Annotated in this window: 24 protein-coding genes and 2 pseudogenes; 15 read left to right on the forward strand and 11 right to left on the reverse strand. The window is 69.4% G+C overall.

Translation table 11 applies throughout. The annotated features are described in order from the left end of the window. Window positions 1-30: 30 nt before the first annotated feature. Window positions 31-1,335, reverse strand: a complete 1,305-nt coding sequence (locus tag ACFYYB_RS35430; RefSeq protein WP_389441195.1) for a class I SAM-dependent methyltransferase — start codon at window positions 1,333-1,335, stop codon at window positions 31-33. Window positions 1,336-1,804: 469 nt separating this feature from the next. On the opposite strand from ACFYYB_RS35430, the gene ACFYYB_RS35435 reads away from it, so the two are divergent. The 5 genes from ACFYYB_RS35435 to ACFYYB_RS35455 all read left to right on the forward strand — a co-directional run bounded on the left by ACFYYB_RS35435 (window position 1,805) and on the right by ACFYYB_RS35455 (window position 5,213). Further along, a complete protein-coding gene (locus ACFYYB_RS35435; protein ID WP_389441197.1) occupies window positions 1,805-2,434 on the forward strand; it encodes a ferritin-like domain-containing protein in 630 nt (209 codons plus the stop codon). Then, window positions 2,431-3,237: a ferritin-like domain-containing protein gene (locus ACFYYB_RS35440; protein WP_389441200.1), complete on the forward strand. Its 807-nt coding sequence runs from the start codon at window positions 2,431-2,433 to the stop codon at window positions 3,235-3,237. Before ACFYYB_RS35435 ends, ACFYYB_RS35440 begins: the two co-directional genes overlap by 4 nt. A gap of 113 nt (window positions 3,238-3,350) precedes the next feature. Beyond that, complete coding sequence (locus ACFYYB_RS35445; protein WP_389441203.1) at window positions 3,351-3,746, forward strand: cupredoxin domain-containing protein; 396 nt, start codon at window positions 3,351-3,353, stop codon at window positions 3,744-3,746. 23 nt (window positions 3,747-3,769) lie between these two features. After that, window positions 3,770-4,207 carry a DoxX family protein gene (locus ACFYYB_RS35450; protein ID WP_389441207.1) on the forward strand — a complete coding sequence of 146 codons (438 nt, stop codon included), beginning with the start codon at window positions 3,770-3,772 and terminating at the stop codon, window positions 4,205-4,207. 133 nt (window positions 4,208-4,340) lie between these two features. Continuing rightward, the gene (locus ACFYYB_RS35455; protein WP_389441211.1) at window positions 4,341-5,213 is read left to right on the forward strand and encodes a DUF4394 domain-containing protein; all 873 of its coding nucleotides are present in this window, start codon (window positions 4,341-4,343) and stop codon (window positions 5,211-5,213) included. Window positions 5,214-5,332: 119 nt separating this feature from the next. Here ACFYYB_RS35455 and ACFYYB_RS35460 read toward each other — a convergent pair whose 3' ends face one another. Next, window positions 5,333-5,911: a fasciclin domain-containing protein gene (locus ACFYYB_RS35460; protein ID WP_389441214.1), complete on the reverse strand. Its 579-nt coding sequence runs from the start codon at window positions 5,909-5,911 to the stop codon at window positions 5,333-5,335. 250 nt (window positions 5,912-6,161) lie between these two features. On the opposite strand from ACFYYB_RS35460, the gene ACFYYB_RS35465 reads away from it, so the two are divergent. After that, complete coding sequence (locus tag ACFYYB_RS35465; protein ID WP_389441217.1) at window positions 6,162-6,797, forward strand: carbonic anhydrase; 636 nt, start codon at window positions 6,162-6,164, stop codon at window positions 6,795-6,797. Between the two features lie 137 nt (window positions 6,798-6,934). Further along, a complete protein-coding gene (locus tag ACFYYB_RS35470) occupies window positions 6,935-7,582 on the forward strand; it encodes a DUF6461 domain-containing protein (RefSeq protein WP_389441220.1) in 648 nt (215 codons plus the stop codon). Window positions 7,583-7,825: 243 nt separating this feature from the next. On the opposite strand, the gene ACFYYB_RS35475 is transcribed toward ACFYYB_RS35470, so the two are convergent. Then, window positions 7,826-8,794, reverse strand: a complete 969-nt coding sequence (locus tag ACFYYB_RS35475; RefSeq protein ID WP_389441223.1) for an alpha/beta hydrolase family protein — start codon at window positions 8,792-8,794, stop codon at window positions 7,826-7,828. A gap of 194 nt (window positions 8,795-8,988) precedes the next feature. Here ACFYYB_RS35475 and ACFYYB_RS35480 point away from each other — a divergent pair, with 194 nt between their 5' ends. Further along, window positions 8,989-9,579, forward strand: a complete 591-nt coding sequence (locus ACFYYB_RS35480; RefSeq protein WP_389441296.1) for a TetR/AcrR family transcriptional regulator — start codon at window positions 8,989-8,991, stop codon at window positions 9,577-9,579. 96 nt (window positions 9,580-9,675) lie between these two features. On the opposite strand, the gene ACFYYB_RS35485 is transcribed toward ACFYYB_RS35480, so the two are convergent. Next, window positions 9,676-10,083 carry a TetR/AcrR family transcriptional regulator gene (locus ACFYYB_RS35485; protein ID WP_389441226.1) on the reverse strand — a complete coding sequence of 136 codons (408 nt, stop codon included), beginning with the start codon at window positions 10,081-10,083 and terminating at the stop codon, window positions 9,676-9,678. Here ACFYYB_RS35485 and ACFYYB_RS35490 point away from each other — a divergent pair. Continuing rightward, window positions 10,070-11,059, forward strand: coding sequence for an NAD(P)-dependent alcohol dehydrogenase (locus tag ACFYYB_RS35490; protein ID WP_389441228.1), 990 nt, complete (start codon window positions 10,070-10,072; stop codon window positions 11,057-11,059). The genes ACFYYB_RS35485 and ACFYYB_RS35490 overlap by 14 nt on opposite strands. 312 nt (window positions 11,060-11,371) lie before the next feature. Beyond that, window positions 11,372-11,554, forward strand: coding sequence for a hypothetical protein (locus ACFYYB_RS35495; protein WP_389441231.1), 183 nt, complete (start codon window positions 11,372-11,374; stop codon window positions 11,552-11,554). Here the strand turns inward: ACFYYB_RS35495 and ACFYYB_RS35500 are convergent. Continuing rightward, the gene (locus ACFYYB_RS35500) at window positions 11,536-12,000 is read right to left on the reverse strand and encodes a hypothetical protein (protein WP_389441233.1); all 465 of its coding nucleotides are present in this window, start codon (window positions 11,998-12,000) and stop codon (window positions 11,536-11,538) included. The two genes, ACFYYB_RS35495 and ACFYYB_RS35500, sit on opposite strands and share 19 nt — an antisense overlap. Before the next feature lie 63 nt (window positions 12,001-12,063). Here ACFYYB_RS35500 and ACFYYB_RS35505 point away from each other — a divergent pair, with 63 nt between their 5' ends. The 3 genes from ACFYYB_RS35505 (at window position 12,064) to ACFYYB_RS35515 (ending at window position 14,500) form a co-directional block, all read left to right on the forward strand. After that, window positions 12,064-12,450: a hypothetical protein gene (locus tag ACFYYB_RS35505; RefSeq protein WP_389441236.1), complete on the forward strand. Its 387-nt coding sequence runs from the start codon at window positions 12,064-12,066 to the stop codon at window positions 12,448-12,450. A gap of 292 nt (window positions 12,451-12,742) precedes the next feature. Then, a complete protein-coding gene (locus tag ACFYYB_RS35510; RefSeq protein WP_389441298.1) occupies window positions 12,743-13,798 on the forward strand; it encodes a polyprenyl synthetase family protein in 1,056 nt (351 codons plus the stop codon). Between the two features lie 147 nt (window positions 13,799-13,945). Next, window positions 13,946-14,500 carry a hypothetical protein gene (locus ACFYYB_RS35515; RefSeq protein WP_389441239.1) on the forward strand — a complete coding sequence of 185 codons (555 nt, stop codon included), beginning with the start codon at window positions 13,946-13,948 and terminating at the stop codon, window positions 14,498-14,500. 119 nt (window positions 14,501-14,619) lie between these two features. Here the strand turns inward: ACFYYB_RS35515 and ACFYYB_RS35520 are convergent, their stop codons facing one another. Further along, entirely contained in the window at window positions 14,620-15,381 is a 762-nt protein-coding gene (locus ACFYYB_RS35520) for a polysaccharide deacetylase family protein (RefSeq protein WP_389441241.1), read from the reverse strand. 260 nt (window positions 15,382-15,641) lie between these two features. On the opposite strand from ACFYYB_RS35520, the gene ACFYYB_RS35525 reads away from it, so the two are divergent. Together ACFYYB_RS35525 and ACFYYB_RS35530 are read left to right on the forward strand one after the other, a co-directional pair. Next, window positions 15,642-16,340 (forward strand): response regulator transcription factor, encoded by a 699-nt coding sequence (locus tag ACFYYB_RS35525; RefSeq protein ID WP_389441244.1) that lies wholly within the window; start codon window positions 15,642-15,644, stop codon window positions 16,338-16,340. Next, window positions 16,330-17,919 (forward strand): sensor histidine kinase, encoded by a 1,590-nt coding sequence (locus ACFYYB_RS35530; RefSeq protein ID WP_389441246.1) that lies wholly within the window; start codon window positions 16,330-16,332, stop codon window positions 17,917-17,919. The genes ACFYYB_RS35525 and ACFYYB_RS35530 overlap by 11 nt, the downstream gene beginning before the upstream one ends. Before the next feature lie 54 nt (window positions 17,920-17,973). Here the strand turns inward: ACFYYB_RS35530 and ACFYYB_RS35535 are convergent, their stop codons facing one another. From ACFYYB_RS35535 to ACFYYB_RS35555, 5 genes and pseudogenes are all read right to left on the reverse strand, one after another. Beyond that, window positions 17,974-18,177, reverse strand: coding sequence for a hypothetical protein (locus tag ACFYYB_RS35535; protein ID WP_389441249.1), 204 nt, complete (start codon window positions 18,175-18,177; stop codon window positions 17,974-17,976). Further along, a complete protein-coding gene (locus ACFYYB_RS35540) occupies window positions 18,174-20,717 on the reverse strand; it encodes a DUF4118 domain-containing protein (protein ID WP_389441252.1) in 2,544 nt (847 codons plus the stop codon). Before ACFYYB_RS35540 ends, ACFYYB_RS35535 begins: the two co-directional genes overlap by 4 nt. Before the next feature lie 11 nt (window positions 20,718-20,728). Beyond that, a complete protein-coding gene (locus ACFYYB_RS35545) occupies window positions 20,729-21,412 on the reverse strand; it encodes a response regulator (RefSeq protein ID WP_389441255.1) in 684 nt (227 codons plus the stop codon). A gap of 122 nt (window positions 21,413-21,534) precedes the next feature. After that, a pseudogene (locus ACFYYB_RS35550) lies at window positions 21,535-22,250 on the reverse strand (potassium-transporting ATPase subunit C). Window positions 22,251-22,256: 6 nt separating this feature from the next. After that, a pseudogene (locus ACFYYB_RS35555) lies at window positions 22,257-22,718 on the reverse strand (potassium-transporting ATPase subunit B); the annotation flags it as partial.

Raw genomic sequence — 22,718 nt, forward strand, 5'->3', positions numbered from 1 at the left:
CAGGGTTCGCGGCACCCCGGTGCCTGCCCGTCACCGCCGGGCCTCCCGCGCGTACCTGGCCGCCGGGATGGACCGTGCGGACGGAGTGCCGGGCATCCCTGAGGTTCCCTCGCGGGTGGGCCGGATCGCGAGGAACTGGTCGACGCCCATGCGACGTTCGGCGAAGGCCAGTGACGCCCCGGCCAGGTAGAGCCGCCAGATGCGGCCGGTGGTCTCGCCGACGAGGCCCTCGATGTCGCCCCAGCGTTCTTCGAGGTTGGCCCGCCAGGCGTCGATGGTCCTGGTGTAGTGCTCGCGGAGGGATTCGACGGAGCGGACCTCCAGGCCGGCGGCCTCCAGTAGGTCTGCGGTCCGGCCGAGGGGGCGCATGTGCATGTCGGGAGCGATGTACGTCTCGATGAAGCGGCCGCCGCCGGGCGCGTGTGCCCCGCGGGACATCTGCTGGATGAGGAGCCGGCCTTCCGGGCGCAGCGCTGCCCGCAGCATCCCGGCGAACTCCGGGTACTCGGCGTCCCCGACGTGCTCGCCCATTTCGACGGCCGCGGCCGCGTCATAGCCTCCGCCGTCGACGTGCCGCCAGTGACGCAGCTGGACGTCCACCAAGTCGGCCACACCTTCGCGGTCGGCCCTGGCGGTGACGAAGTCCCGCTGCGCCGTGGACAGGGTGACCGCGGTGACCTTCGCCTTGTGCTCCCGTGCTGCGTGGACCGTGAGGGAGCCCCAGCCGCAGCCGACGTCCAGGAGCCGGTCTCCGGCGCGCAGCCCGAGCTTGCCGCAGATCAGCTCCAGTTTGTCGGCCTGAGCCTCGGCCAAGCCGTACGAGGGGCCCGTGGGGCGGGTCCAGTAGGCGCAGGAGTACGCCATCGTCGCATCGAGCAGCATGGCGTAGAACGCGTTGGAAAGGTCGTAGTGGTGGCTGATGGCGGCCCGGTCCCGGGAGGCGCTGTGCGGTCGGCCGTTCAGCCGGGCACGACCGTCCGGTCGGTGCGGGGGCGGGCCGGCAGCGCCCAGTCCGGCGGCGAGCACGGTGGCCGTGGCCAGTGAGGCCGGGCCCGGCCGCCTGATCCCCTGGTCTCGAACCGACCGGCCGGCCCTGCCCAGGGCCTGTGCCAGGTCGCCGTCGACGTCGATGTCCCCGGCGACGTACGCCTCGGCGATCCCGAGCTCGTTCGGCTGCCACAGCAGGCGGCGCAGGGCTTCGGGGCCGCGCAGGGAGACCAAGGGGGCGTCCGCGGGTCCGGCCTCACTGCCGTCCCAGGCGCGCAGCCGCACCGGGAGCGGTCCGTGGAGGAAGTGGCTGAGGAGGTTGGCCAGGCGGTCTGCTGCGGGCCTCATCGGATGGTCCCTTCCACGAGGAAAACCTGTCGGACGTCGGAGTGCCGGACACGGGGCCCGGCCTCGCGGGAGAAACCGAAGGCGGCCGCCGGAGTCGGCCGACTGCCTGCCACAGCGCCTCCGCCTCCCGGTCCCACGGGTACCGCTCCCGCCGGCACGCCGCCCGACTCGGCGGCGTCAACCGGACTTCGTAGCGGACGGCCGCGCGGATTGGCCGCGATCCGGCACCTGCCCGGCGTCCCCGCCGGAGGCCGTGTCGAGTGGCCCGTTGCGCTATCCGTCACATAATCCCAATCTCCACCTCTTTAGGGTGAGTTGACCGGTCCAAGCCTCTTCCCGTCGCGAACTTGCGGTGGACGTGCGAGCGCGGTGGGTGCGTACGCCGTAGTGAATTGAGAGAGGGGAAGCAATGGGAACGAGCCGTATCGATTGCAATCTTTTGGGGCAACTGGCCGAAAAGGCGCATGACTTGAACAGCACTGCCATGCGCATGACGGGCCCCGCGCTGGACGAGGTCGACGTCCGGGTGTCACGGGACGACGTCATGGCCCTACAGACCGCGGCCTCGTTGGAGAACCTCGCCATCGACGTGTACCGCAAGGCAGCCGGCCTGCCGTTCATCAAGAACGGCAACAAGACCGTGGCCGCCTTCATCGCCACCACCATCAGCCAGCACAGCGCGCACGCGCGGGCGTTCAACGCGGCGGCGACCCAGGCGGGAGGGAAGGCGCAGACGGCGCCGAACGCGAAGTACGCGGCGATCGTGAAGAAGGCCCTGCCCGGGATCAAGGGGCCGGCCGATGTGGTGGCGCTGGCGATCACCCTGGAGGACGTCGCCGCGCAGACCTACACCAAGAACGCCGGCGGGGTCCGCGACGTGCGGCTGCGGTCGCTGTTCGCGTCGATCGCGCCGGTCGAGGCCCAGCACCGGGCGGTGCTGCTCGCGGTCCAGGCGCTCCTGGGTGCCGGAAAGCCGGAGCTGATCGCCCTGCCGACGAACGTCGCGGCGCTACCAGCCACGGCTGGTTCGGTCGGCTTGCCCGAGGGCTTCTACCCCGTCAAGAACGCTTCCCCGATCGCCGAAGGAGCCGTCAAGTGAGCGCCGCGAAGAAGGAGTGGGAGCTGGGGATCGGTGAGGGTGAGCTGGTCCGGCTGACGAAGGGGATGCAGGAGGCGCACCTGGAGACGTTGCCCGCCCTGCACGAGGGGGCGGCCGAGCTCGTCGAGGAGATCGGCCGGGGCCATGCGGGCCGGCGCCGTTTCCTCGCGGGCGCGGGAATCGCGGCGGCGGCCGCCGCCTTCGCCCTGACCTCCGGTACGGGATCCGGGAAGGCGTTCGGCGCACCAGGGGCTCCGGGCCGGGCCGCGGGTCCGGGCCGGGCCGCGGCTCCGAGCCCCTACCAGGGGGATGTGAAGGTGGTGGCCCTCGCGGCAGCGCTGGAGAACCAGGCCGTGGGCGCCTACGGTGCCGCGCTGAAGGCAGCGGGCGCGGGCAAACTCGGCAAGGTGCCGCCCGCCGTGGGCACCTTCGCGAAGACCGCCATGGAGCAGCACGCCGCACACTCCAAGGCCTGGAATGCGGTCCTGACCGGCGCGGGCCGACCCGCGATCACCGGGGTGCCGCTGTCGAACCAGCCCGCCACCCTCAAGGCCCTCGGCCGGGCCAAGGACGTCGGCGCCGTGGCCCGCCTCGCGCTGGCCCTGGAGGACCAGGCGGCCCAGACCTACCTCTTCGCCGTCGGCCACGTCAGCAGCCCGGCCGGTGTCAGGACCGCGGCCAGCATCGCGCCCGTCGAGGCCATGCACGCCGCGATCCTGCACTTCGTCCTCGGTGAGTACCCGGTCCCCGACGCCTTCCTGCAGACGGACAGGGCCGCCAAGCCCGCGCTCCTCACCGTCTGACCCGCGCATCCCCGGGCGCCGCGGCGCCCGTTCACGGACGGGCCGCGTGCGCCTCTGCCTACGCGGTCCGGCCGACTCCCTTGCTCCGCCATCCCATGAAGGGACGATTCCCCGTGCCCAAGCACCGCTCCGCCCAGGTCCCGGTCCCCGTCGCGCTGCGTTCCGTGGCGATCCGGGCCGCGTGTGCCACGCTCGCACTCGCCGGCTCCTTCCTGGCACCTGCCAGCGCCCGGTCGGCGCCCGTCGAGGCCGCTCCGACCGCCCGTATCGTGATCAAGGACTTCGGATTCAGTCCTGCGTCCCTCGCTGTCGCGCCCGGCACCGTCGTCACCGTGGTCAACAGGGACAACGCCCCGCACACCGTCACCGGAACCGGCCGCGCCACCTTCGACACCGGAAGGATCAAGGCGGGCGGCAGCGCGACCTTCACCGCTCCCCGTACCCGCGGCAGGTACGCGTACATCTGCGACATCCACCAGTTCATGTCCGGCACCCTGACCGTCCGCTGATTCCGGGAAGCAGGGAAGCAGCCATGCCTCATCTTCCGCGCCCCAGCGACGACCAGCTGCTGGGTCTGTTCCGCATCGTCACCGGCTTCCTCCTCGCCTGCCACGGCGCCGCCAAACTCTTCGGCATCTTCGACGGCGGCCCGGTACCGGTGGGCCTGTGGCCCTACTGGTGGGCCGGCCTCATCGAACTCGGCGGCGGAGCCCTCGTCGCCACCGGCCTGCTCACCCGGAGCGCCGCACTGCTGTGTTCCGGCAGCATGGCGTACGCCTACTTCACCGAGCACCAGCCCCACGGCCTCTTCCCCCTCCAGAACGACGGCGAGAGCGCCGTCCTGTACTGCTGGGCCTTCCTCACCCTCGCCGTCCTCGTACCCACCGCGTTCTCCCTCCCGGCAGCCAAGCGGCATCTCGCCACCGTCCGGGGGAACACGACACCGCTGCCCGGGCCGACCGGGGCGTAACCCGACAAGCGGACTATGGCGCCGTCGGGGTGCTCTTCGCGAGCCCGGCCCGTCCGTGTGGCCGCCCGCTGCGAACCCCGTCCGGATCCCGCGCCCATTCCGGACGGGACGACACCTCAGTTGGGGAGCACCCATGCGTACGCGCAAGAGCACCATCGCCCTCTCGGTCACCATCGCGGTGGCCCTGTCCGCACCCGTCCTGGCCTCGGCCGACGGTGCGGACCCCCACGGCATGGACCGCATGGACAACACGTCGCTGACCGCGATCGGGCTGACCTCCGACCAGCGACTGGTGGAGTTCATGGTCGACCGGCCGTCGAAGACCATGTCGATCGGCAAGGTGGCCGGCCTCATGGGCGACACCAAGATCGTCGGAATCGACTTCCGCGTCCAGAACGAGAAGCTCTACGGCGTCGGAGACAAGGGCGGCATCTACACCCTCAACACGAACAACGCCAAGGCCGCGAAGGTCTCCCAGCTCACCGTCGCCCTCTCCGGAGCCCGGTTCGGCGTGGACTTCAACCCCGTCGCCAACCGGCTGCGCGTCATCAGCGACACCGGGCAGAACCTGCGCCACAACATCGACGACAAGGCGGCCCCGCTGACCACCACGGTCGACGGCCCCCTCACCAACCCGACGACGCCTCCCTCGACCGCGATGGGCGTGACCGGCGCCGCGTACACGAACAACGACCTCAACACGGCGACCGCGACCACTTTGTTCGACATCGACACCATGGCCGACCGGGTCTCCCTCCAGTCGCCCGCCAACGCGGGGACGCTCGCCCCGACCGGGAACCTCGGAGTCAACGCGGGCCCCGACGCGGGCTTCGACATCTACTTCGCTCCCAAGCAGGGCTCCAACCAGGGCTTCGCCGCCCTCAACACCGGCAGCACCTTCCGCCTGTACGGGATCAACCTCCTCACCGGGGCCGCCCGTGACCTGGGCGCCTTCCCCAAGGACCGCCAGGTCACCGACCTTGCCCTGCCGCTGAACCAGGGCTGACCGTGTCCGGGCAGGGGTGGGCCGCTCTGTCGAGCGGCCCACCCCTGCCCGTTTCCCTCTCGAAGCGCCCGGCACTGTCTCCGTGCAGTGCAGGCCGACACAGGGGAAATCCTGCGCGGTCACTTCGGGGTGAGGACGGTGTCGATGATGTTGACGGTGGCGTTGGCGGTCTGGACGTCACCGCAGACGATCTTCGCCTTGCCGTTGACGGTGAAGCTCTCGCCGGATCCGGCCGTGGTCAGGGAGCCGCCTTCGAGGGTCTTGAAGTCGCCCATGGCGAGTTGCTTGGGAGCGATCTTCTCGCCCACTACGTGGTAGGTGAGGATCTTGGTGAGTTCGGCCTTGTCGGCCAGGATCTTGTCCAGGTCGGCCTTCGGGATCTTGGCGAAGGCGTCGTTGGTCGGCGCGAACACGGTGATGCCCTTGGCATTGTTCAGCGTGTCGACGAGGCCGGCCTTCTTGACGGCCGTGACCAGCGTCGACAGCGCGGGGTTGTTCGACGCGGCAGTGGCGACCGGGTCCTTGGCCATGCCGGCGAGGCTGCCGGAGCCTTCCTTGGGCACCGAGGCGCAGGCGGGCCCGAAGGGATCGGCCTGCGGCGAGTCGGCGAACGCCGGGGCTGCCACGCCCAGGGCGATGGGGAGTGCGAACGCTGCTGCCGCGAGTGCGGCGGATCGGCGGACCTTGTGGGTGTTCATGTGTTCCTCCTGGTGGAGGCGGGCCCACCCGTCTGCCCCGTCCCCGGGCCCGCTCGTTCCCCTCACCTTTGATTCGCGGCCGGCCATGGGGATGATTGGTGCATAAAGCCATGAATTCTCCCGCGCGGCATCGAGGGTCGCCCCGTCCGGCGTCCGGGATTGCCGGTGGTGCCTGCTTCGTGGTCCGCCCCGTCGCCTTCCGGCGGTACCTGTCGCAGCGAGGTCCGGTGCCGCCTCGTAGGCTGAGGTCATGACTGAGACCCGCACCCCCCGCGACGCCTTTGACCTGCTGATAGCCGGTAACCAGCGCTTCATCGCCGGAACCCCCGAGCACCCCAACCAGGACGCCGTCCGCCGCACCCAGATCGCACCGTCCCAGCAGCCGTTCGCCGTGGTCTTCGGGTGTTCGGACTCCCGGCTGGCTGCGGAGATCATCTTCGACCGCGGCCTGGGTGACCTGTTCGTCGTCCGTACCGCCGGGCACGTCGCCGGGACGGAAGTACTCGGATCCATCGAGTTCGGTGTGAGCGTCCTCAACGCGCCGCTGGTCGTCGTACTGGGCCACGACTCGTGCGGCGCCGTCGCCGCGGCCTGCTCCGCACTGGAGAACGGGCAGACGCCGGGCGGGTTCGTCCGCGACGTCGTCGAACGGGTGACCCCGAGCGTGCTGGCAGCTCGCGCCGCCGGGCGCGATACCGCAGAGGAGATCCTGGCCGAGCACATCGAGCACACGGTGGACCTGCTGCTGGAGCGCTCCCGGGTCCTGGCGGAGCGGGTTGCCGACGGCCGCCTCGGCGTGGTGGGGCTGTCCTACCGGCTGGCCGACGGCAGTGCGCAGCTCGTCGCCGCCCGTGGTGTCGATGCGGCGGCCCCCGCCGCGTCCTGAGCGTCCGGGCCGCAGCCGCTCACCGAGAGGGCTGGGGCCCCGCGGCATGGCGAAGCCGGCTGGCGATCGCCGGCCCCAGCCCCTCCTCCGGTGGCAGGGCGCGACGATGAGGTCGCACTCCTGCTGGGGATGAGCGCGTGAGCGACGGGATTCAGTGGCTGGTCGGCCTGGAGAACTGGATGTCCAGCGTGGTGTTCGCACGGGGGATATCCGCGCAGGAGCTCGCGGTGCGCATGGGCGCCGACCCCGACGGGGCAACGGAGCCGATCACCGATGCCCAGGCGTGGGGCCTGGACATGGAGGGGTACCGACCGGGCGGCGACGGTGACGGTGTCGTGCGCGTCGGCGAGTGCGGAGGGTGGTCGTTCGCCCTGGAGTACGGTGACTCGACCGGCGGGGACCGGCTGGCTGAGATCTCCCGCGGGGGAGTGGAGGCCGTCCGCTACGTGCCGATGCAAGAGCACCCGCCGGCCACCGTGGACTACGCGCGCGACGGCGTGGCCTTGTGCGGCTTTGGACTGCACGAGGAGAACCAGCGCTTCGGCGAGGAGCCCGATCTTCTGGTCCCCGACCTCATCGCCGGACAGGTGCTCAGCCCCGATGGGCAGACGCTTCTGTCTCCTGAGGGCCCCGATGACGCGGGCTACGAAGACTTCAGGGACACCTACAGGCGCACTCTGGGCGTCGTCGAGCGACGCTTCGGGCTTTCTCTTCCGCCCGCCTCCCTGGAGGAAGCGCGCCTGCCGGCGTACGCGGTCCGCGGGACCCCGGACATGAGGATATGAGGATATGACCGCCCCGGCGTGTTCGCGTTGGCCGTCGCGACGGGTCCAACGGTTCCTTCGTCGCACGGGCCAACTTAAGCACCACGGATTGTCCGTGATCGGGCACCCGACCACACCGTCCGTCATGGTCGCGGCGCACATGTCGGTCATCTCGCTCAGATGTCATCTGCCGTGACCAGTCTCGGCTCAAGGCTGTCCCGTAAATGATCTTCGAGTTGCCGGTGGCAGGGGCGGCCGGGGGGGCTACTTGGACTCGACGCGTCCGAAGGCGTCGGGGCCGGTGGTCAGCGCGTCCTGCGCCGTCTGCCAGGCCTTGTCGTCGAGATCAAAGGCGGTACGGAGGTAGGCCGCGGTGAGCTCGGCGATCGCGGCGACGCGGTCGGGGCTCTCGTCACTGGTTTCCACGCTGTCGTGGCCCTGGACGCCGCCCAGAAGGTGTTCGCCGTCGAAGACGGTGAGGAGGGTCTTGGGGCCGGGAGCGAGGTGGTAAGGGTCGGCGTGCCAGTCCGGCCCCATGGTGGTCCAGTGCTGGGAGTCGTCCTTGTCGCCTGCGACGACCAGGGTGGGGGTGGTCATCGTGGTGAGGTCGGTGGTGCGGAAGACCGGGGCACGGGCCGTCATGAACCCGTCGAAGGCATCGCCGCCTCGGCCGATGGCTCCGAGCAGGACGCCCTGCGTGATGCGGGGCTCGTGGGCGTTGAGCGCTTCGCCGGTGTCGGGGTCCGTGGCGCCGGCGCCGAGGAGGAGTTCGCTGGTGAAGGATCCCGCGGAGTGTCCCGCGACGGCGATCTTGGTGTGGTCCACGCGTCCGGCGAGCCCCGGAACGGCCCTTTCGATCTCGTCGAGCCGGTCGAGGATGCTGAGCATGTCCTGGGTGCGCGAGGCCCAGAAAAAGGGCGCTCCGGGCTCGTCGGCGACCTGGTGGCTGAGCCTGGGGGCGCTGAGGTGGTTGGGCTGGATCACGACGAACCCGCGGGCCGCCCAGACCTTCGCCAGGGGCAGGTAACCGTCGAGCGAGGAGAGTCCGTACGCTCCGCCCTGACCGTGGGAGAAGAGGATGACCGGCAGATCGGTGCCGGTCATGGGTGCGGAGATCCGCACTTCGAGGTCCAGGGGCCGTCCGGGAACGGTCAGGGCCACGGGGCTCACCGACATCACGGGCAGCTCGGAGGGGTGGAGGTAGGTGTCGGCGATGGCTGTCCACTCGGGCATGGTGCGTCTTTCCCTTCGATGACCTCTGCCGTCGACCACGGAACGGGCGGCGGGCGAAGAGGTGGGGACGTTCGGGCCCCGCTAGACTGGAGCCAAAGCGGAACGTCGCTCCATTTACGATACGGAGCACCGTTCCGCTTTGCAAGCTGAGTGAATGGTCCCGGCGAACTGCCCGCCGGGGGAAAGGGGGCGTGGTGCCCAGTACGGAGAAGCCCGACAAGGCGCCGGGGGCGGCCGTCCGGGCCGATGTGGTCCGCAATCAGAAGAAGCTGCTTGCCGCGGCCGCGGAGGTGTTCGTGACTTCCGGCGTCGATGCGCCGGTGCGCGAGGTCGCGGCCCGGGCGGGTGTCGGGATGGGAACCCTCTACCGGCACTTCCCGACGCGGGCGGATCTTGTCGTGGCCGTCTTCCGTCATCAGATCGAGGAGCTGGCCGAAGCCGGCCCGCGGCTCCTGGCCGACACCGCCTCGCCCCTGGCGGCGCTACGACAGTGGGTCGACCTGTTCGTCGACTTCCTCGTCACCAAGCACGGCCTCGCCGCGATCCCTCAACCTGACAACAGTGCGGCGACCCTCCACACGTACTTCCTGGACCGGCTGCTGCCGGTCACCGAGCAGCTCCTTACGGTGGCGGCCGACGCGGGCGAGGTCAGGCCCGACATCCAGTCGTACGAACTCATGCGCGGCATCGGCAACCTCTGCATCGTCCCCGCCAACGAGCCCCGCTACGACCCGCGCCGGCTGATCGCCCTGCTGCTGGCCGGACTCGAATCAAAGGCGCCCTGACAACGAGGGCAAGGTCCGTCGAGGCCGGTCAGCTCCGGCGGCGATGCCCGACGGGTGTTCTCCGGCGTGACGGAGCCCGCGGCGTGCATGCCGCGGTCAGAGAAGGATCAAGTTGCGCAGCGAGGGGCGCAGTTCCTCGATGTCGCTGCTGTCCTCGCTGGCGTTGACGGCTGCGGCGAGGGCCGCGAAGAACACCTCGGTGCGGATGCGTGCCTGCGTGGTTGCGGTGTCCGGTGGGGTCAGGGCGTGCACGAGCTCTTTCCCGAGGGCGTGGCTGTCGCACAGGGCCTGCTCGCCGATCCGGGAGGTGGCGCCGGGCGAGCACAGGGCGATGACCTCCTTGTGGGCGAGGGCGAGGTCGATGAGCCGGTCGATCCGTTCCCCGACTGGAGCGGGTGTTCCGATGATGTCCCGCAGCCCGTCGGTCACCGGGGCGAGGGCGCGCTGGACGAGCTCGTCCTTGGTGCGGAAGTGGTGGTAGACGGCCGACTTGCTGACCCCCACCCGCTCCTACGGAGACCCCGAGGTACTGACCGTCAACACGATCGCCACCCCGGCCCCCGGCCCGGGCGAGGTCCTGGTCAAGGTGGCGGCCTCCGGGGTGAACAACGGCGAGCTCCGGCTTCGCCAGGGCAGGGTGCGGCTCCTCACCGGCCGCCGCTTCCCCAAGGGAGTGGGCGGAGACTTCGCCGGCACCGTTGCCGCTCTCGGCGGCAGCGTCACAGGAGTCGAGACCGGCGATGCGGTCTGGGGCCTGTTGCCCCGCAAGGTCCTTCTGCGTACCCAGACCGCCACCGCAGCCGACTACGTGATCGCGCCGGCGGCCGGCATCTCCCGCATGCCCCGAGGGCTCACGTTCGCCGAGGCCGCCGCGCTCCCCATCGCCGGACAGACGACCATGATCGCCGTGAGCGAGACCACGCACGTCCGTCCAGGCGAGAACGTCCTGGTGCGGGGCGCCACCGGAGCCGTGGGCCTGGCGGCCCTGCAGCTCGCCGTCGCCGCCGGCGGCCAGGTCACCGCGCTCGTCGGCAGAACGGGCCAAGACCTGGCGCACGACCTGGGCGCCCGGCACGTGCTGAGGCACCGCGATACCCCCCTGGCCCGGCTCGGGAAGTTCGAGGTCATCATCGACACCGTCGGTACCGACATGCTGGCGCTGCGCCGCCACCTCGACAAGAACGGACGCATGGCCGCGGTGACCGTCGAACCTCCCCTGCGCGGCTCGCTCGCCGTCGCCCTCTCGCACGTTCACGGAAGCCGGCGGATCCGCTTCTCGGCACCTGACCCGGACACAGCCGTACTGACACGGCTCGCCGGCGAAGTGGAAGCCGGACACCTCAAGCCCGTGATCGGCGAAACCTATCCGCTGGAACGCGTTGCCGACGCGCACCGTGACGCCGAGAACGGAACCGGAGCCGCAGGCAAGCGCATCATCGTCCTCACCGATGACGCCGACACCGTACCGGTGCGCAGGTAGGCGAAAATGACGAGGCTTGTTGAACTCAAGGATTCTCACCAAAGAACCCCAACTCGGCACACACCGTGCGGCGGGACTGCAGCATCGTCGTGTCCACCGGCTTTGGCCCGGTGGCTTCGTAGGTAAGACACCGGCCGGTGCATCACCTGCTCTCGCGTATGCACCGCTTGCGGTAATCCGGTGCGGAGTAAATCCTCGGCCCTCTGCCGCACTTGCCGGCGGGTGGTCACCCGCCAGACGAAGTCCAGACGAATCCCGGCATCCACCGCTTACGTCAGTCACGTCCTCGACGCCTGCGGCCTCCCACCCCTCGTGATCCGCTGCGCTCGACTGCTCGACCTGGTCAACACCATGGACCCCAAGCTCGTCGCCGCCGCGTTCGGCATGGACCCGGAGGCCACCGTGAATCTGTCCGACCGCATTGATGAGACCCGCCTGGCGGAGTGGGACACGGTCGGTCATGGAGTGACGTCTGGTCAGAGTTCGTACGGGTAGAGAGCGATCTTCTCGCGCTCGATGAAGAGCTCGACCCACGTGCCGGCAACACCTTCGGGCAGCGGATCGGCAACGTCCAGCAGGATGTGCGCGCCATCGAAGTCCAGCACGGCGGCGCCGTCGACGGTGAGGTCCAGCCGTCCGCGCAGGACAACGCAGTGCCCGCCGGGTCTGACGCCCGGTCCGACGCCGACGGCCGGCTTTGCGTTCCGTCCCCAGGCAATGTCCTCGTCCACCGTCCACTCGACGTGGTACTCGCCTGGCGTCGCGGTCTGGTCACCGCACCAGCGGACCGCGGTCCGTCCGAACGGGGTCCGGATTTGAGCCAGCCAGGGACTCCAGGGAAACTTTGCGACCTTCTCCAGCTCGATCAGCACCGTTCGATCATGCAGCATCCGAGTTCCTGCCTGGAAGGGGAGTTCGGCGCCGCGGCGGTCGAGTTCCATGTGGCCGAGCTCGTCGATCCATGCTGATATCCGCATAGATCGACCTATGCCGAGACTGCGACTATGCCGAACGGGACGTCATTGTGCTTGGTTGCAGACGGTGTCGAGCTCGTCCCCGTTCGGCTTAGTCGGCACGCCTACCGCTCGTTCATCACCACGGTAGGCAGTGGTGGCGCCGGACCGGCCTACGGCCTGTACGAGTTCGGCAGTCAGTCCGTCTGCGATGAGCATGCCCTCGGCGAGGAGGACTTCTCGCCGTGCTGGTTCACCGGATCGCTCGTCATTGCCGAGATCGGATGCGGCTCCTTCTATCGCCTGGTGGTCACCGGCCAGGGGCATGGGCAGGTCTGGACGGACGACATCGGTTGTGGTCACTCCCTGAGACCGGGGCCGGACTTTCACGACTGGTATGTGCAATGGCTGACGAGGAGCCAGCGGATCACCCCGTGAATACGGGTGAGAGCAACCTCGCCTCCTTCGGTCTCGGCGTTGCCTCAGAAGCGCACGACCCGAAGTTGAACGTGGGCTTCACCCCCAGCTCGGCGAGCAGGACGGATTCGTGGCAGCTACCTGACCGCGTCAGTGCTGGTCCTGATCAAGGTCGCCGTGCGATCTCTGAGATCCCAGGTCAGGGCCCGAAACCACTCTTGACGCCTAGCGATCAAATGGTTACTTTCAGCCCGCCCACCGGTAGTCGGCCGGTCGCCGTATGGAAGAAGCACCCGTGGCCGTGCCCTCCCGGATGACCGAGATGACAGACATGGCGGTCATACGCAGTCAAGTCGATGCCGCACTGGCCGAGTTCCTGGAACGTAAGGCCTGTGAGGCTGCGGCCGATGGGTTTCCCGGTGAGATCATCGAAGTCCTGCGTGACTTCGTCTTCGCCGGCGGCAAGCGCCTGCGACCGCTGCTTTGCGTCGTCGGCTGGCACGCCGCAGGAGGACAGGACTTACCCGGCTCTGTCGTGCGTGTGGCGGCCTGCCTGGAGATGTTTCACGCCTTCACCCTCATACACGACGACATCATGGACAGCAGCCACACCCGTCGTGGCGCCCCGACCGTCCACCGCGCCCTCGCCGCCCGATATGCCGCCCGCAGCGACGCAGCCCAGCTCGGGGTCAACATGGCCATCCTCATCGGCGACCTCGCCCTGGCCTGGTCCGATGAAATCCTGCACACCGCTGGCCTCATCTCCGCCCGGCTCGCCCATGTCCTCCCGGTGGTCGACCGCATGCGCACCGAGGTCACACGCGGCCAGTACCTCGACCTGCTCGCCACCGGCCAGCCCGGCCCTGACACGGACAGGGCCCTGGACATCGCCCGCTACAAGACCGCCAAGTACACGGTCGAACGCCCCCTGCACATCGGCGACGCCCTCGCCGGCGCCGGTGCGGCAGCCTTGGATGCCTTGAGCGCGTACGCCCTGCCAACCGGGGAAGCGTTTCAGCTGCGTGACGACCTTCTGGGGACCTTCGGCACCGTCACCACCGGCAAGTCACGCGTGGACGACCTCAGAGACGGCAAGCACACCATCCTGATCACCCTCGCCCTGCGCAACGCGACCGCCCCGCAGCGGCAGGCCTTGCACGCGCTGCTCGGAGATCCGCACCTCGACGAGGAAGGCGCCGACCGAGTCCGACACCTGATCACCACCACCGGGGCACGCGACGAGGCAGAAGCCATGATCCGAACCCGTCACGCCCGCGCTCTCCACGCCCTTGAACAAGCGGCCTTACCACCCGTCGCGACGGCCGCACTGCGTTACCTCGCCGATGCCGCCATCGTCAGGAACGCCTAGAACCTCACCAGAGGACCATCAGGAGGCGTGCACAGGCGATTCGCCCGCGGCATTCCCATCTGGCACCAAAACCGGCATCAGGAAAGGTCAAGGCTCAGCAGCCCAGAGCAGAAACCTCGAAGTTAACCAATGAAAGGAGTGTCGGTGATGAACGAAATGGACCCCGGCGCAAGCAGGCTGCGAAACGATTATTTATCCCGGCTGGCAAAGTTGCACCGCCCGCAGCACCCGGCGGTGGCTGAAGTAGCCCCTGGAGAGCGCGACGAAATTATCCAATGGTGCGCGGACATGGGTTTCTTCCCCTGTGGCAGTGAGCGCGCAAAGCTCGCCCGGCAAATTGACATTCCGCTCTGGACGGCTCTCTGCCTCCCCGAAGTATCTCCGCCGGGGCGCACCCTCATCAATCGATGGTGGGCGTGGGGCATGGTATGGGAGATACTGTTCGATTCTTATGGCGAAGACTCCTTCGATGGATTCTTGAGGGAGACGGGGAACGCGCTGCACGCGTGCCTCGCCGGCGCGACCCCGGCAGGCAACACATCGCCTTTTATCGGTCGTCTCGACGAGATGTTCAAGGAAATCGAGCAGAAGCACGGCAAGGTCTGGCGCAGCCGTCTGTCTGAGAATCTTCTCGGCTCATTCCATGGCGATCTCACGGAGAAGTTTTCCAGCCACAGCTGCGCTCCCGACGCGCCGCCATGATCTACCAGGACCCGCGCGCCAGCAGGAGCGCTGTCAGCAGGGCGTAGCCTGCCGGCCACCGCCTTCGGGACTCACCGGTCGTACGGCCCGCCGTACCGCCAGCGCGCCGGCGGCCGGTGTCACGGGCGGTAGACCTTGCCCGGTTCGGGGGCTGCGGGCGCCATGAGCTGGGAGACGGTCACGAAGGTGTATCCGCGGTGGTGGAGTGCGGCGATGATCCCGGGGACGGCGGGGATGGTTCCGGCGTAGCGCTCGTGGAGCAGGATGATTCCGTCGCGCTTCGTCTGGTCGAGGACGCGCTTCTCGATGAGTTGGGTGTCGGTGGTCTGGTAGTCCTTCGCGGTGACGCTCCACAGGATCTGGGCGAGCCCGAGGTCTTTCATCACCTTCGACACTTCGTCATTGGTGGCGCCGCCCGGGGGCCTCATCAAGGTGGGGGCCTTGCCCGTCGCCTCCTTGACCTGCTGCTGCACCGGCTCGATCTCGGCGCGTATCCGGTCGGGGGTGAGCTCGGTGAGGTTCTCGTGCGACCAGGTGTGGTTCGCTATTTCGTGGCCCTCGTCGGCCATGCGGCGCACGGTGTCGGGATAGGTGTCGGTGTGGCCCTTGCCCTGGAGGAAGAACGTCGCGGGCACCTTTTCCCGCTTCAGGACGTCGAGGACGTCGGGTGTCGGTTTGCTCGGGCCGCCGTCGAAGGTCAGGGCCACGCACTTGGCGATCTTGCAGTCGACCGGACCGGGAGCGTTCTTGCCGTCGGTAAGGGTGGCCTGGCCGCGGGCGGATGCTGGTGAGACGACACCGTTGAGGGAGCTGCAGGCAGTCAGTGTGGTGAGGAGCAGGGCGGCCGCCGCAGTAACGATCCGGCGGGAGGTGAGTTTCATGACAGTGCGCTCTTCCTTGAGTCCGCTGGCCGGCCAGCAGGTGCATGGTTCCGACTCGTCCTCACCGGCAACCCATCGCTGTCACGCCTGCCTGGGCATGAGAGGGCGAGGCGGCGGCGGGGCTCTGGAGAGGGAGGGCCGTTCGGCGGAGGTGTTCTCGTCCGGCCGTGGTCAGCATGCGAGAGCGGACCTTAAGACGGCCCAAAGATCCCAAAGATCATCTTTAGAAACCGGGCAAAGCTCATGTAAGCCTTGGACGCGTGAAAGACATCCTGGTCGTCGAGGACGATCCCCAGCTCGGCCCCGCCCTACGGCGCGGCCTGACCGCCGAGGGATACCGCGTCGAACTCATCGCCGACGGAACCCGCGGCCTGGAGCTGGCGCTGACCGGCGACCACGCGGTGATCGTGCTGGACATCATGCTTCCCGGCCTGAACGGGTACCGGGTCTGCTCCGCACTGCGCGCGGCGGGTGTTGACACGCCCGTGCTGATGCTCACCGCGAAGGACGGCGACTACGACGAGGCGGAGGGCCTGGACACCGGCGCCGACGACTACCTCGTCAAGCCGTTCTCCTCCGTCGTCCTCCTCGCGCGGCTACGCGCCCTGCTGCGCCGGGGCCGTGGCGGATCCGACCGGGGATCCGTCCTGCGCGCCGGCGACCTGTGGGTGGACCCCGCCGCCCGCCGCGCGGGCCGCGGCAGCCAGGAGCTCGCCCTGACTCCCACGGAGCTCGCGATCCTCACCTGCCTGATGCACACACCGGACCAGGCGGTGTCGAAGGAGGCGATCCTCGACGAGGTGTGGGACCCCGCCTACGCCGGCGGCACCGCCATCGTGGAGGTCTACATCTCCGCCCTGCGCAAGAAGGCCGACACCCCCTTCGGGACGCACAGCATCGAGACCGTTCGCGGTCACGGCTACCGCCTCGACTCCCGCCAGGAACGCCGTGACGGCTGACCCGCGGCGCGGGCGCCTCACCCGGGCCCTTCGGGCGCCGGCCCTCGTGCGGCGGCTGCCCGCCCAGATCCGTACCGCGTTCGTGGCCGGACTCACCGCCCTCGCCCTGTGCGGCGGCGGCGCGGCGTGGCTCTCCATGCACGTCTACGACGAGGTCTCCCGCACGTCCGAGATGCGCGGGACGGAGCTGTCCGTGCAGATGGCCGATCAGGCGGCCGCCGGCGTGCGCGACGTCACCGACGACCTGTCCGGCTGGCCCGTCCTCCAGATCGACCGGACAGGCCGTGTCGTCAGCGATTCGGGAGGAGTCCTGGACCTCAGGGGTGTCGAGGCGCTGCTCCCCCCACCGCCCGAAGACCCGGTCGCCGGACGGGCGACCGGCTGGCCCCGGTACGGCACCCTGCACACCGGGGGTGTCGACGAACACGAGCGCGCCCGCTTCCACGCCCCCGACGGCAGCCCGCGACCGGGCCCCTTCAGCGTGCCCGGGGAGGGCGTCCCCCAGCATGCCCACGAGCAGGCCCACTACCTCTCCCACCGCACCGTGACCGTCTACTCCACAGCGGTCAGAACCCCTGCGGGCAAGTGCAACCACCCGACCGAGCCCGACGGATCGTGCCGGTCCACCCTCTACGTCCTGGTCCCGCCCTACAGCGCGGACGAGGCCGTCGCCGCGCTCACCACCCCGCTGGCGGCCGGCGTCCCGGCCCTCGCGCTCCTGGTCGCCACGACGGCCTGGGCCGCCACCCGGCGCTCACTGCGGCCGGTCGAGGCGATCCGCCGCGAGGTCTCCGAGATCACCGGCACCAGCCTCGACCGCCGGGTACCGGTCCCCGAAGGCCGCGACCCCATCCGCTCCCTCGCCCAGACCACCAACTCCACCCTCGACCACCTGGAAGACTCCGTCGACCGGCAAGCCCGCTTCGTCGCCGACGCCGCCCACGAACTGCGCTCCCCGCTCGCAGCTCTGCGCTACCAGCTGGAGACCGCCCTCGACCATCCCGACAGCATCGACCGGGCCGAGACCCTCGAGGACGCCCTCGCCTCCACCCGGCGCATCCACGGGCTCACCGAGGACCTCCTCCTACTCGCCCGTCCCGAACACCCCACCATCCACTCGCTGACCGACCTCGCGGGACTCTGCCGCGAACTCGTCCACGAGTACGAGCACCTGAACCGTCCCGTCACCCTGAAGCGCGTGCCCGACCAGGCACCGGTGCGCGGCGACGGCCTTCAGTTGCACCGGCTGTTGCGCAACCTCCTCGACAACGCCGTGCGCCACGCCCGTAGCGAGGTCGTCCTCGACGTCACGGACGACGGCGGTACATGCACGGTCACTGTCCACAACGACGGGACCGCCCTCACCCCCGACGAGTGCGAGTGGGTCTTCGAGCGCTTCACCCGCCTCGACGAGGCCCGCACCCGCGACACCGGCGGCAGCGGCCTCGGTCTCGCCATAGCCCGGGACATCGCCCAGCGCCACCGGGGCACGCTCACCGCTCACCCCACCGACCCGGCCCCCGGCACCACCTTCACCCTCCGCATCCCGGCCGCACCGGACACCGGGCAACCGCGATGACAGCCCGCTCCGGCATGCGGAGCGCACGCCGGAGCGGGCCTGCGACGCAAGGCATCAGAGGACGCGGGCCTGGGCGGCGGTGAGGTTCTCGGCGCGTGCGGCGCGTTCGTAGTCCAGGAGGCCGAGCCGGCCGGTCCGGATCTCCGTGTATTCAAACGTTGCCCCGGGCAGGACCGCCGCCACCGGCCGGACGTCCTCCACCGTCAAACACTCGGCGAAGGGCCGGATCCGCTCCTCGCGCCGCCGCAGCCGCGTCACGTCGTGGCGTCCGTGGGAAGGTCGGGTCGGGACAGGGGTGTGCCTTGCTTGACGGGCAGGGTGATGACCATGGTGAGTCCGCCGCCAGGGGTGTCCTCGGCGGTGAGGGTGCCGTTCATGGCTTCGAGGAAGCCTCGGGCGACGGCCAGGCCGAGGCCGACTCCCGCGCCGGCGGGTGCGTCTCCGTAGCGCTGGAAGGGTTCGAATATCCGGTCCTTGGCCTCGTCGGGGACGCCGGGGCCGCGGTCGACGACGCGCAGTTCGAGGCGGTCGGCGAGGGCGCTGGCGGCGACGAGGACGCTCTGGCCGAGCGGGCTGTACGTGACGGCGTTCTCGACGAGGTTGGCGACGGCCCGCTCCAGGAGGCCGCGGTCGACGGCGACCATGGGCAGGGTCTCGGGGATGTCGAGGACGACGCTGTCGTCGGGTACGCCGGCCAGGGCCATCGGGACGACTTCGTCCAGGTCGGTCTCCCGGATGATCGGGACGACGGTGCCGGTCTGGAGGCGGGACATGTCGAGGAGGTTGCCGATGAGGTGGTCGAGGCGGTCGGCGCCGTCCTCGATGCCTTCGAGGAGCTCGGCCCGGTCCTCCTCGGACCAGTCGACGTCGGTGGAGCGCAGCGAGGTGACGGAGACCTTGATGCCGGCGAGCGGGGTGCGCAGGTCATGGCTGACGGCTGCCAGGAGCGCCGTACGGATCTGGTTGCCCTCCACGAGGCGGCGGGCGCCCTCGGCCTCGTCGACCAGGCGCTGGCGGTCGAGTACGACGGCCGCCTGGGCGGCGAATGCGCCGAGCACGCGCCGGTCCTCGGCGGGCAGGACCCGGCCGGACAGGGCCAGGGCCATGTTCTCGCCGATCGGCATGTCCACCTCGGCGTCCTCGGGGCGGGCGACGGGGTTCCGGCCGGTGCTGCCCGCCGTGGTCCACGGCTCGACCTCCGTTCCGCGTTCCAGGAGCGCCACCGATTCCATGGCGAAGGTTTCGCGCACGCGTTCCAGCAGGGCATCGAGGGCGGTTTCGCCGCGCAGGATGCTGCCGGCGAGGAAGGAGAGGATCTCGGATTCGGCGCGCAGCCTGGCGGCCTGGTGGGTGCGGCGGGCGGCGAGGTCGACCACGGAGGCCACGGACACCGCCACGCCGACGAAGATCGCGATGGCGACGATGTTCTTGGGGTCGGAGATGGTGAACTCGTGCAGCGGCGGGGTGAAGTAGTAGTTCAGCAGGAGGGAGCCGAAGGCCGCCGAGGCCAGGGCGGGGAGAAGCCCGCCGAGGAGGGCCGCCGCCACGGTGAAGGTGAGGAAGAGCAGCATGTCGTTGGCCAGACCGAGGTCGGGCACGAGCTGGTTCAGCAGGACGGTGAGGAGGGCCGGGCCGACGACCCCGGCGAGCCAGCCCCAGATGATCCGGGACCGGCCGAGTCGTGCGCCGCGAGCGACGGGGAGTCCGCCGCCCTTGGCGGCTTCGTCGTGGGTGACGATGTGGACGTCGAGGTCGGGTCCGGATTCGCGGGCGACGGTGGCGCTGACGCCGGGGCGGAAGACGGACTGCCAGGAGCGGCGGCGGCTGACGCCGAGGACGATCTGGGTGGCGTTGCACCCGCGCGCGAATTCCAGCAGCGCGTCGGGGACGCTGTCGCCGATGACGTGGTGGAAGGTGCCGCCGAGGTCCTCCACCAGGGTGCGCTGGACGGCGAGTTCCTTCGGGGAGGCCGCCGTCAGCCCGTCGCTGCGGGCGATATAGACGGCGAGGACCTCGCCGCCGGAGCCCTTCTCGGCGAGGCGGGCGGCGCGGCGGATGAGCGTACGGCCTTCCGGTCCGCCGGTGATGCCGACGACGATGCGTTCGCGGGCCTGCCAGGTCGTGCGGATGTTGTGCTCGCCGCGGTACTCGCGGAGGTACTCGTCGACGCGGTCGGCCACCCAGAGCAGGGCGAGTTCGCGCAGGGCCGTGAGGTTGCCGGGCCGGAAGTAGTTCGAGAGGGCGGCGTCGACCTTGTCGGGCTTGTAGATGTTGCCGTGGGCCATGCGGCGGCGCAGGGCCTGCGGGGACATGTCGACGAGCTCGATCTGATCGGCCCGCCGCACCACTTCGTCCGGGACCGTTTCGCGCTGGCGCACCCCGGTGATCGTCTCGACGACGTCGCCGAGGGATTCGAGGTGCTGGATGTTGACGGTGGAGACGACGTCGATGCCTGCCTGGAGGAGTTCCTCGACGTCCTGCCAGCGCTTGGTGTTGCGTGAGCCGGGGACGTTGGTGTGGGCGAGCTCGTCGACGAGCGCGACGGCGGGGCGCCGCGCCAGGATCGCGTCCACGTCCATCTCGGTGAAGACGGTGTCCCGGTAGTCGAGTTCGCGCCGGGAGAGCTGCTCCAGGCCGTGCAGCATGACCTCGGTGCGCGGACGGTGGTGGTGCTCCACGAAGGCGACGACGACATCGGTGCCGCGCTCCACCCTGCGGTGGCCCTCCGAGAGCATGGCGTACGTCTTGCCCACGCCGGGAGCCGAGCCCAGGTAGATACGAAACTTTCCGCGTCCCATGGTGTTCTACGTCATCCCTCGAAGCGGTAGCCCATGCCGGGCTCGGTGATCAGGTATCTGGGGTGCGAGGGGTCCGCTTCCAGTTTGCGGCGCAGCTGGGCCATGTAGACCCGCAGGTAGTTGGTGTGTTCGGAGTACGTCGGTCCCCAGACGTCGAGCAGGAGCTTGCGCTGGCTGATCAGTCGCCCCGGGTTGGTGATGAGGATTTCCAGGAGGTGCCATTCGGTGGGCGTCAGGCGCACGCCGCGTCCGTTGCGGACGACCTTCTTGGCGACGAGGTCGACGGTGAACTCCTCGGTCGTGACCGTGGCGACCTCATCCGTGGGCGCCGGAACCTCCCGGCGGCGTACGGCGGCCCGCAGCCGGGCGAGGAGTTCGTCCATGCTGAACGGCTTGGTGACGTAGTCGTCGGCGCCCGCGTCCAGGGCGCGGATCTTCTCCTCGGAGGTGTGGCGGGCGGAGAGCACGAGGATCGGCACCCCGCTGGATTCCCGTACGTCCTTGATCACGTCGATGCCGTCCATGTCCGGCAGCCCGAGGTCGAGCAGGATGACGTCGGGTTTGCGGGCGGCTGTCAGTCTCAGGGCGGTGTTTCCGTCGGAAGCCGTCACGACCTCGAACTTCCGTGCTTCCAGGTTGATCCTGAGTGCGCGGACGAGCTGGGCGTCGTCTTCCACCACCAGCACCTTGGTCATCGGTGTGGGGCCTCCTCTTTCGGTGGGTACGGGGCGGAGCCGGCGGGAGTTCGGGGGTCCTCCCAGCGGTGGCTGGGGGAGTTCCGAGTCCCGCCGGCTCCGGCTCCGTGTGGTGCGGAACGTCAGCTCTGGGTCAGTGCCTTGAGGGCGGTGTTGAGTTCGAGGACGTTGACGCGGGGTTCGCCCATGAAGCCGAGGGTGCGGCCGGTGGTGTGGTCGGCGACGAGCTTCTCGACCTGCTTGACGTCGAGCTTGTTCTGCTCGGCGACCCGGTGGATCTGGAGCTTGGCGTACTCGGGGGAGATGTCGGGGTCGAGGCCGGAGCCGGAGGAGGTGACGGCGTCGGCCGGCACGTCCTCGGGCTTGACCGTGTAGGAAGCGGTCGTGTTGTCGGCGATCACGGCGTCCTTGGCGGCGAGGACCTGGGCGCAGAGGGTGCCCTCTTCGGCCTGGTCGGTGCACTTGCCGTTGACGGCGCCGTTGTCGGCGGAGCGGTTGGTGGCTCCGGAGAGGATCAGTGAGTACTGGGTATTGACGCTGTTGCCGCCGAGGCCGTTGGAGGGGCGCGGCTGGAACCACTTCAGGTCCGGCTCGGCGGCCTCTCGGCGTCGTTCGGGTCCTTCTTCGGCAGGTTGTACCTCTGCCCGATGAGGGAGGAGCCGACGACCTGGCCGCTCTTGTCCTTGATCTCGGAGCCATTGGCCTTGTCGTTGAAGACGGCCTGGGCGATGCCCGTGACGGCGAGCGGGTAGAGGACCCCGCAGATCACGGTCAGAACGAGGAGGGCTCGGAGGCCCGCACCGATCAGGCGCGCTGTGGTGCCTAGGGAGTTGTTCATCGCAGATCAGCCGATTCCGGGGATGAGGGAGATGAGGAGGTCGATGACCTTGATGCCGATGAACGGGGCGACGAGGCCGCCGAGTCCGTAGATCCCGATGTTCCGGCGGAGCATCTTGTCGGCGCTGGTGGGCCGGTACTGGACGCCCTTGAGGGCGAGCGGTACGAGGGCGATGATGATCAGCGCGTTGAAGATGACGGCGGACAGGATCGCCGACTCGGGCGAGGACAGGCTCATGATGTTGAGCTTGTCGAGGCCCGGGTAGACCGCCGCGAACATGGCCGGGATGATCGCGAAGTACTTGGCGACGTCGTTGGCGATGGAGAAGGTGGTCAGCGCGCCGCGGGTGATCAGCAACTGCTTGCCGATCTCGACGATTTCGATGAGCTTGGTGGGGTTGGAGTCGAGGTCCACCATGTTCCCGGCCTCCTTGGCGGCCGAGGTTCCGGTGTTCATCGCCACGCCCAC

Origin of the sequence: Streptomyces sp. NPDC002886 (assembly GCF_042888445.1) — a bacterium.
Lineage (GTDB): Bacteria > Actinomycetota > Actinomycetes > Streptomycetales > Streptomycetaceae > Streptomyces.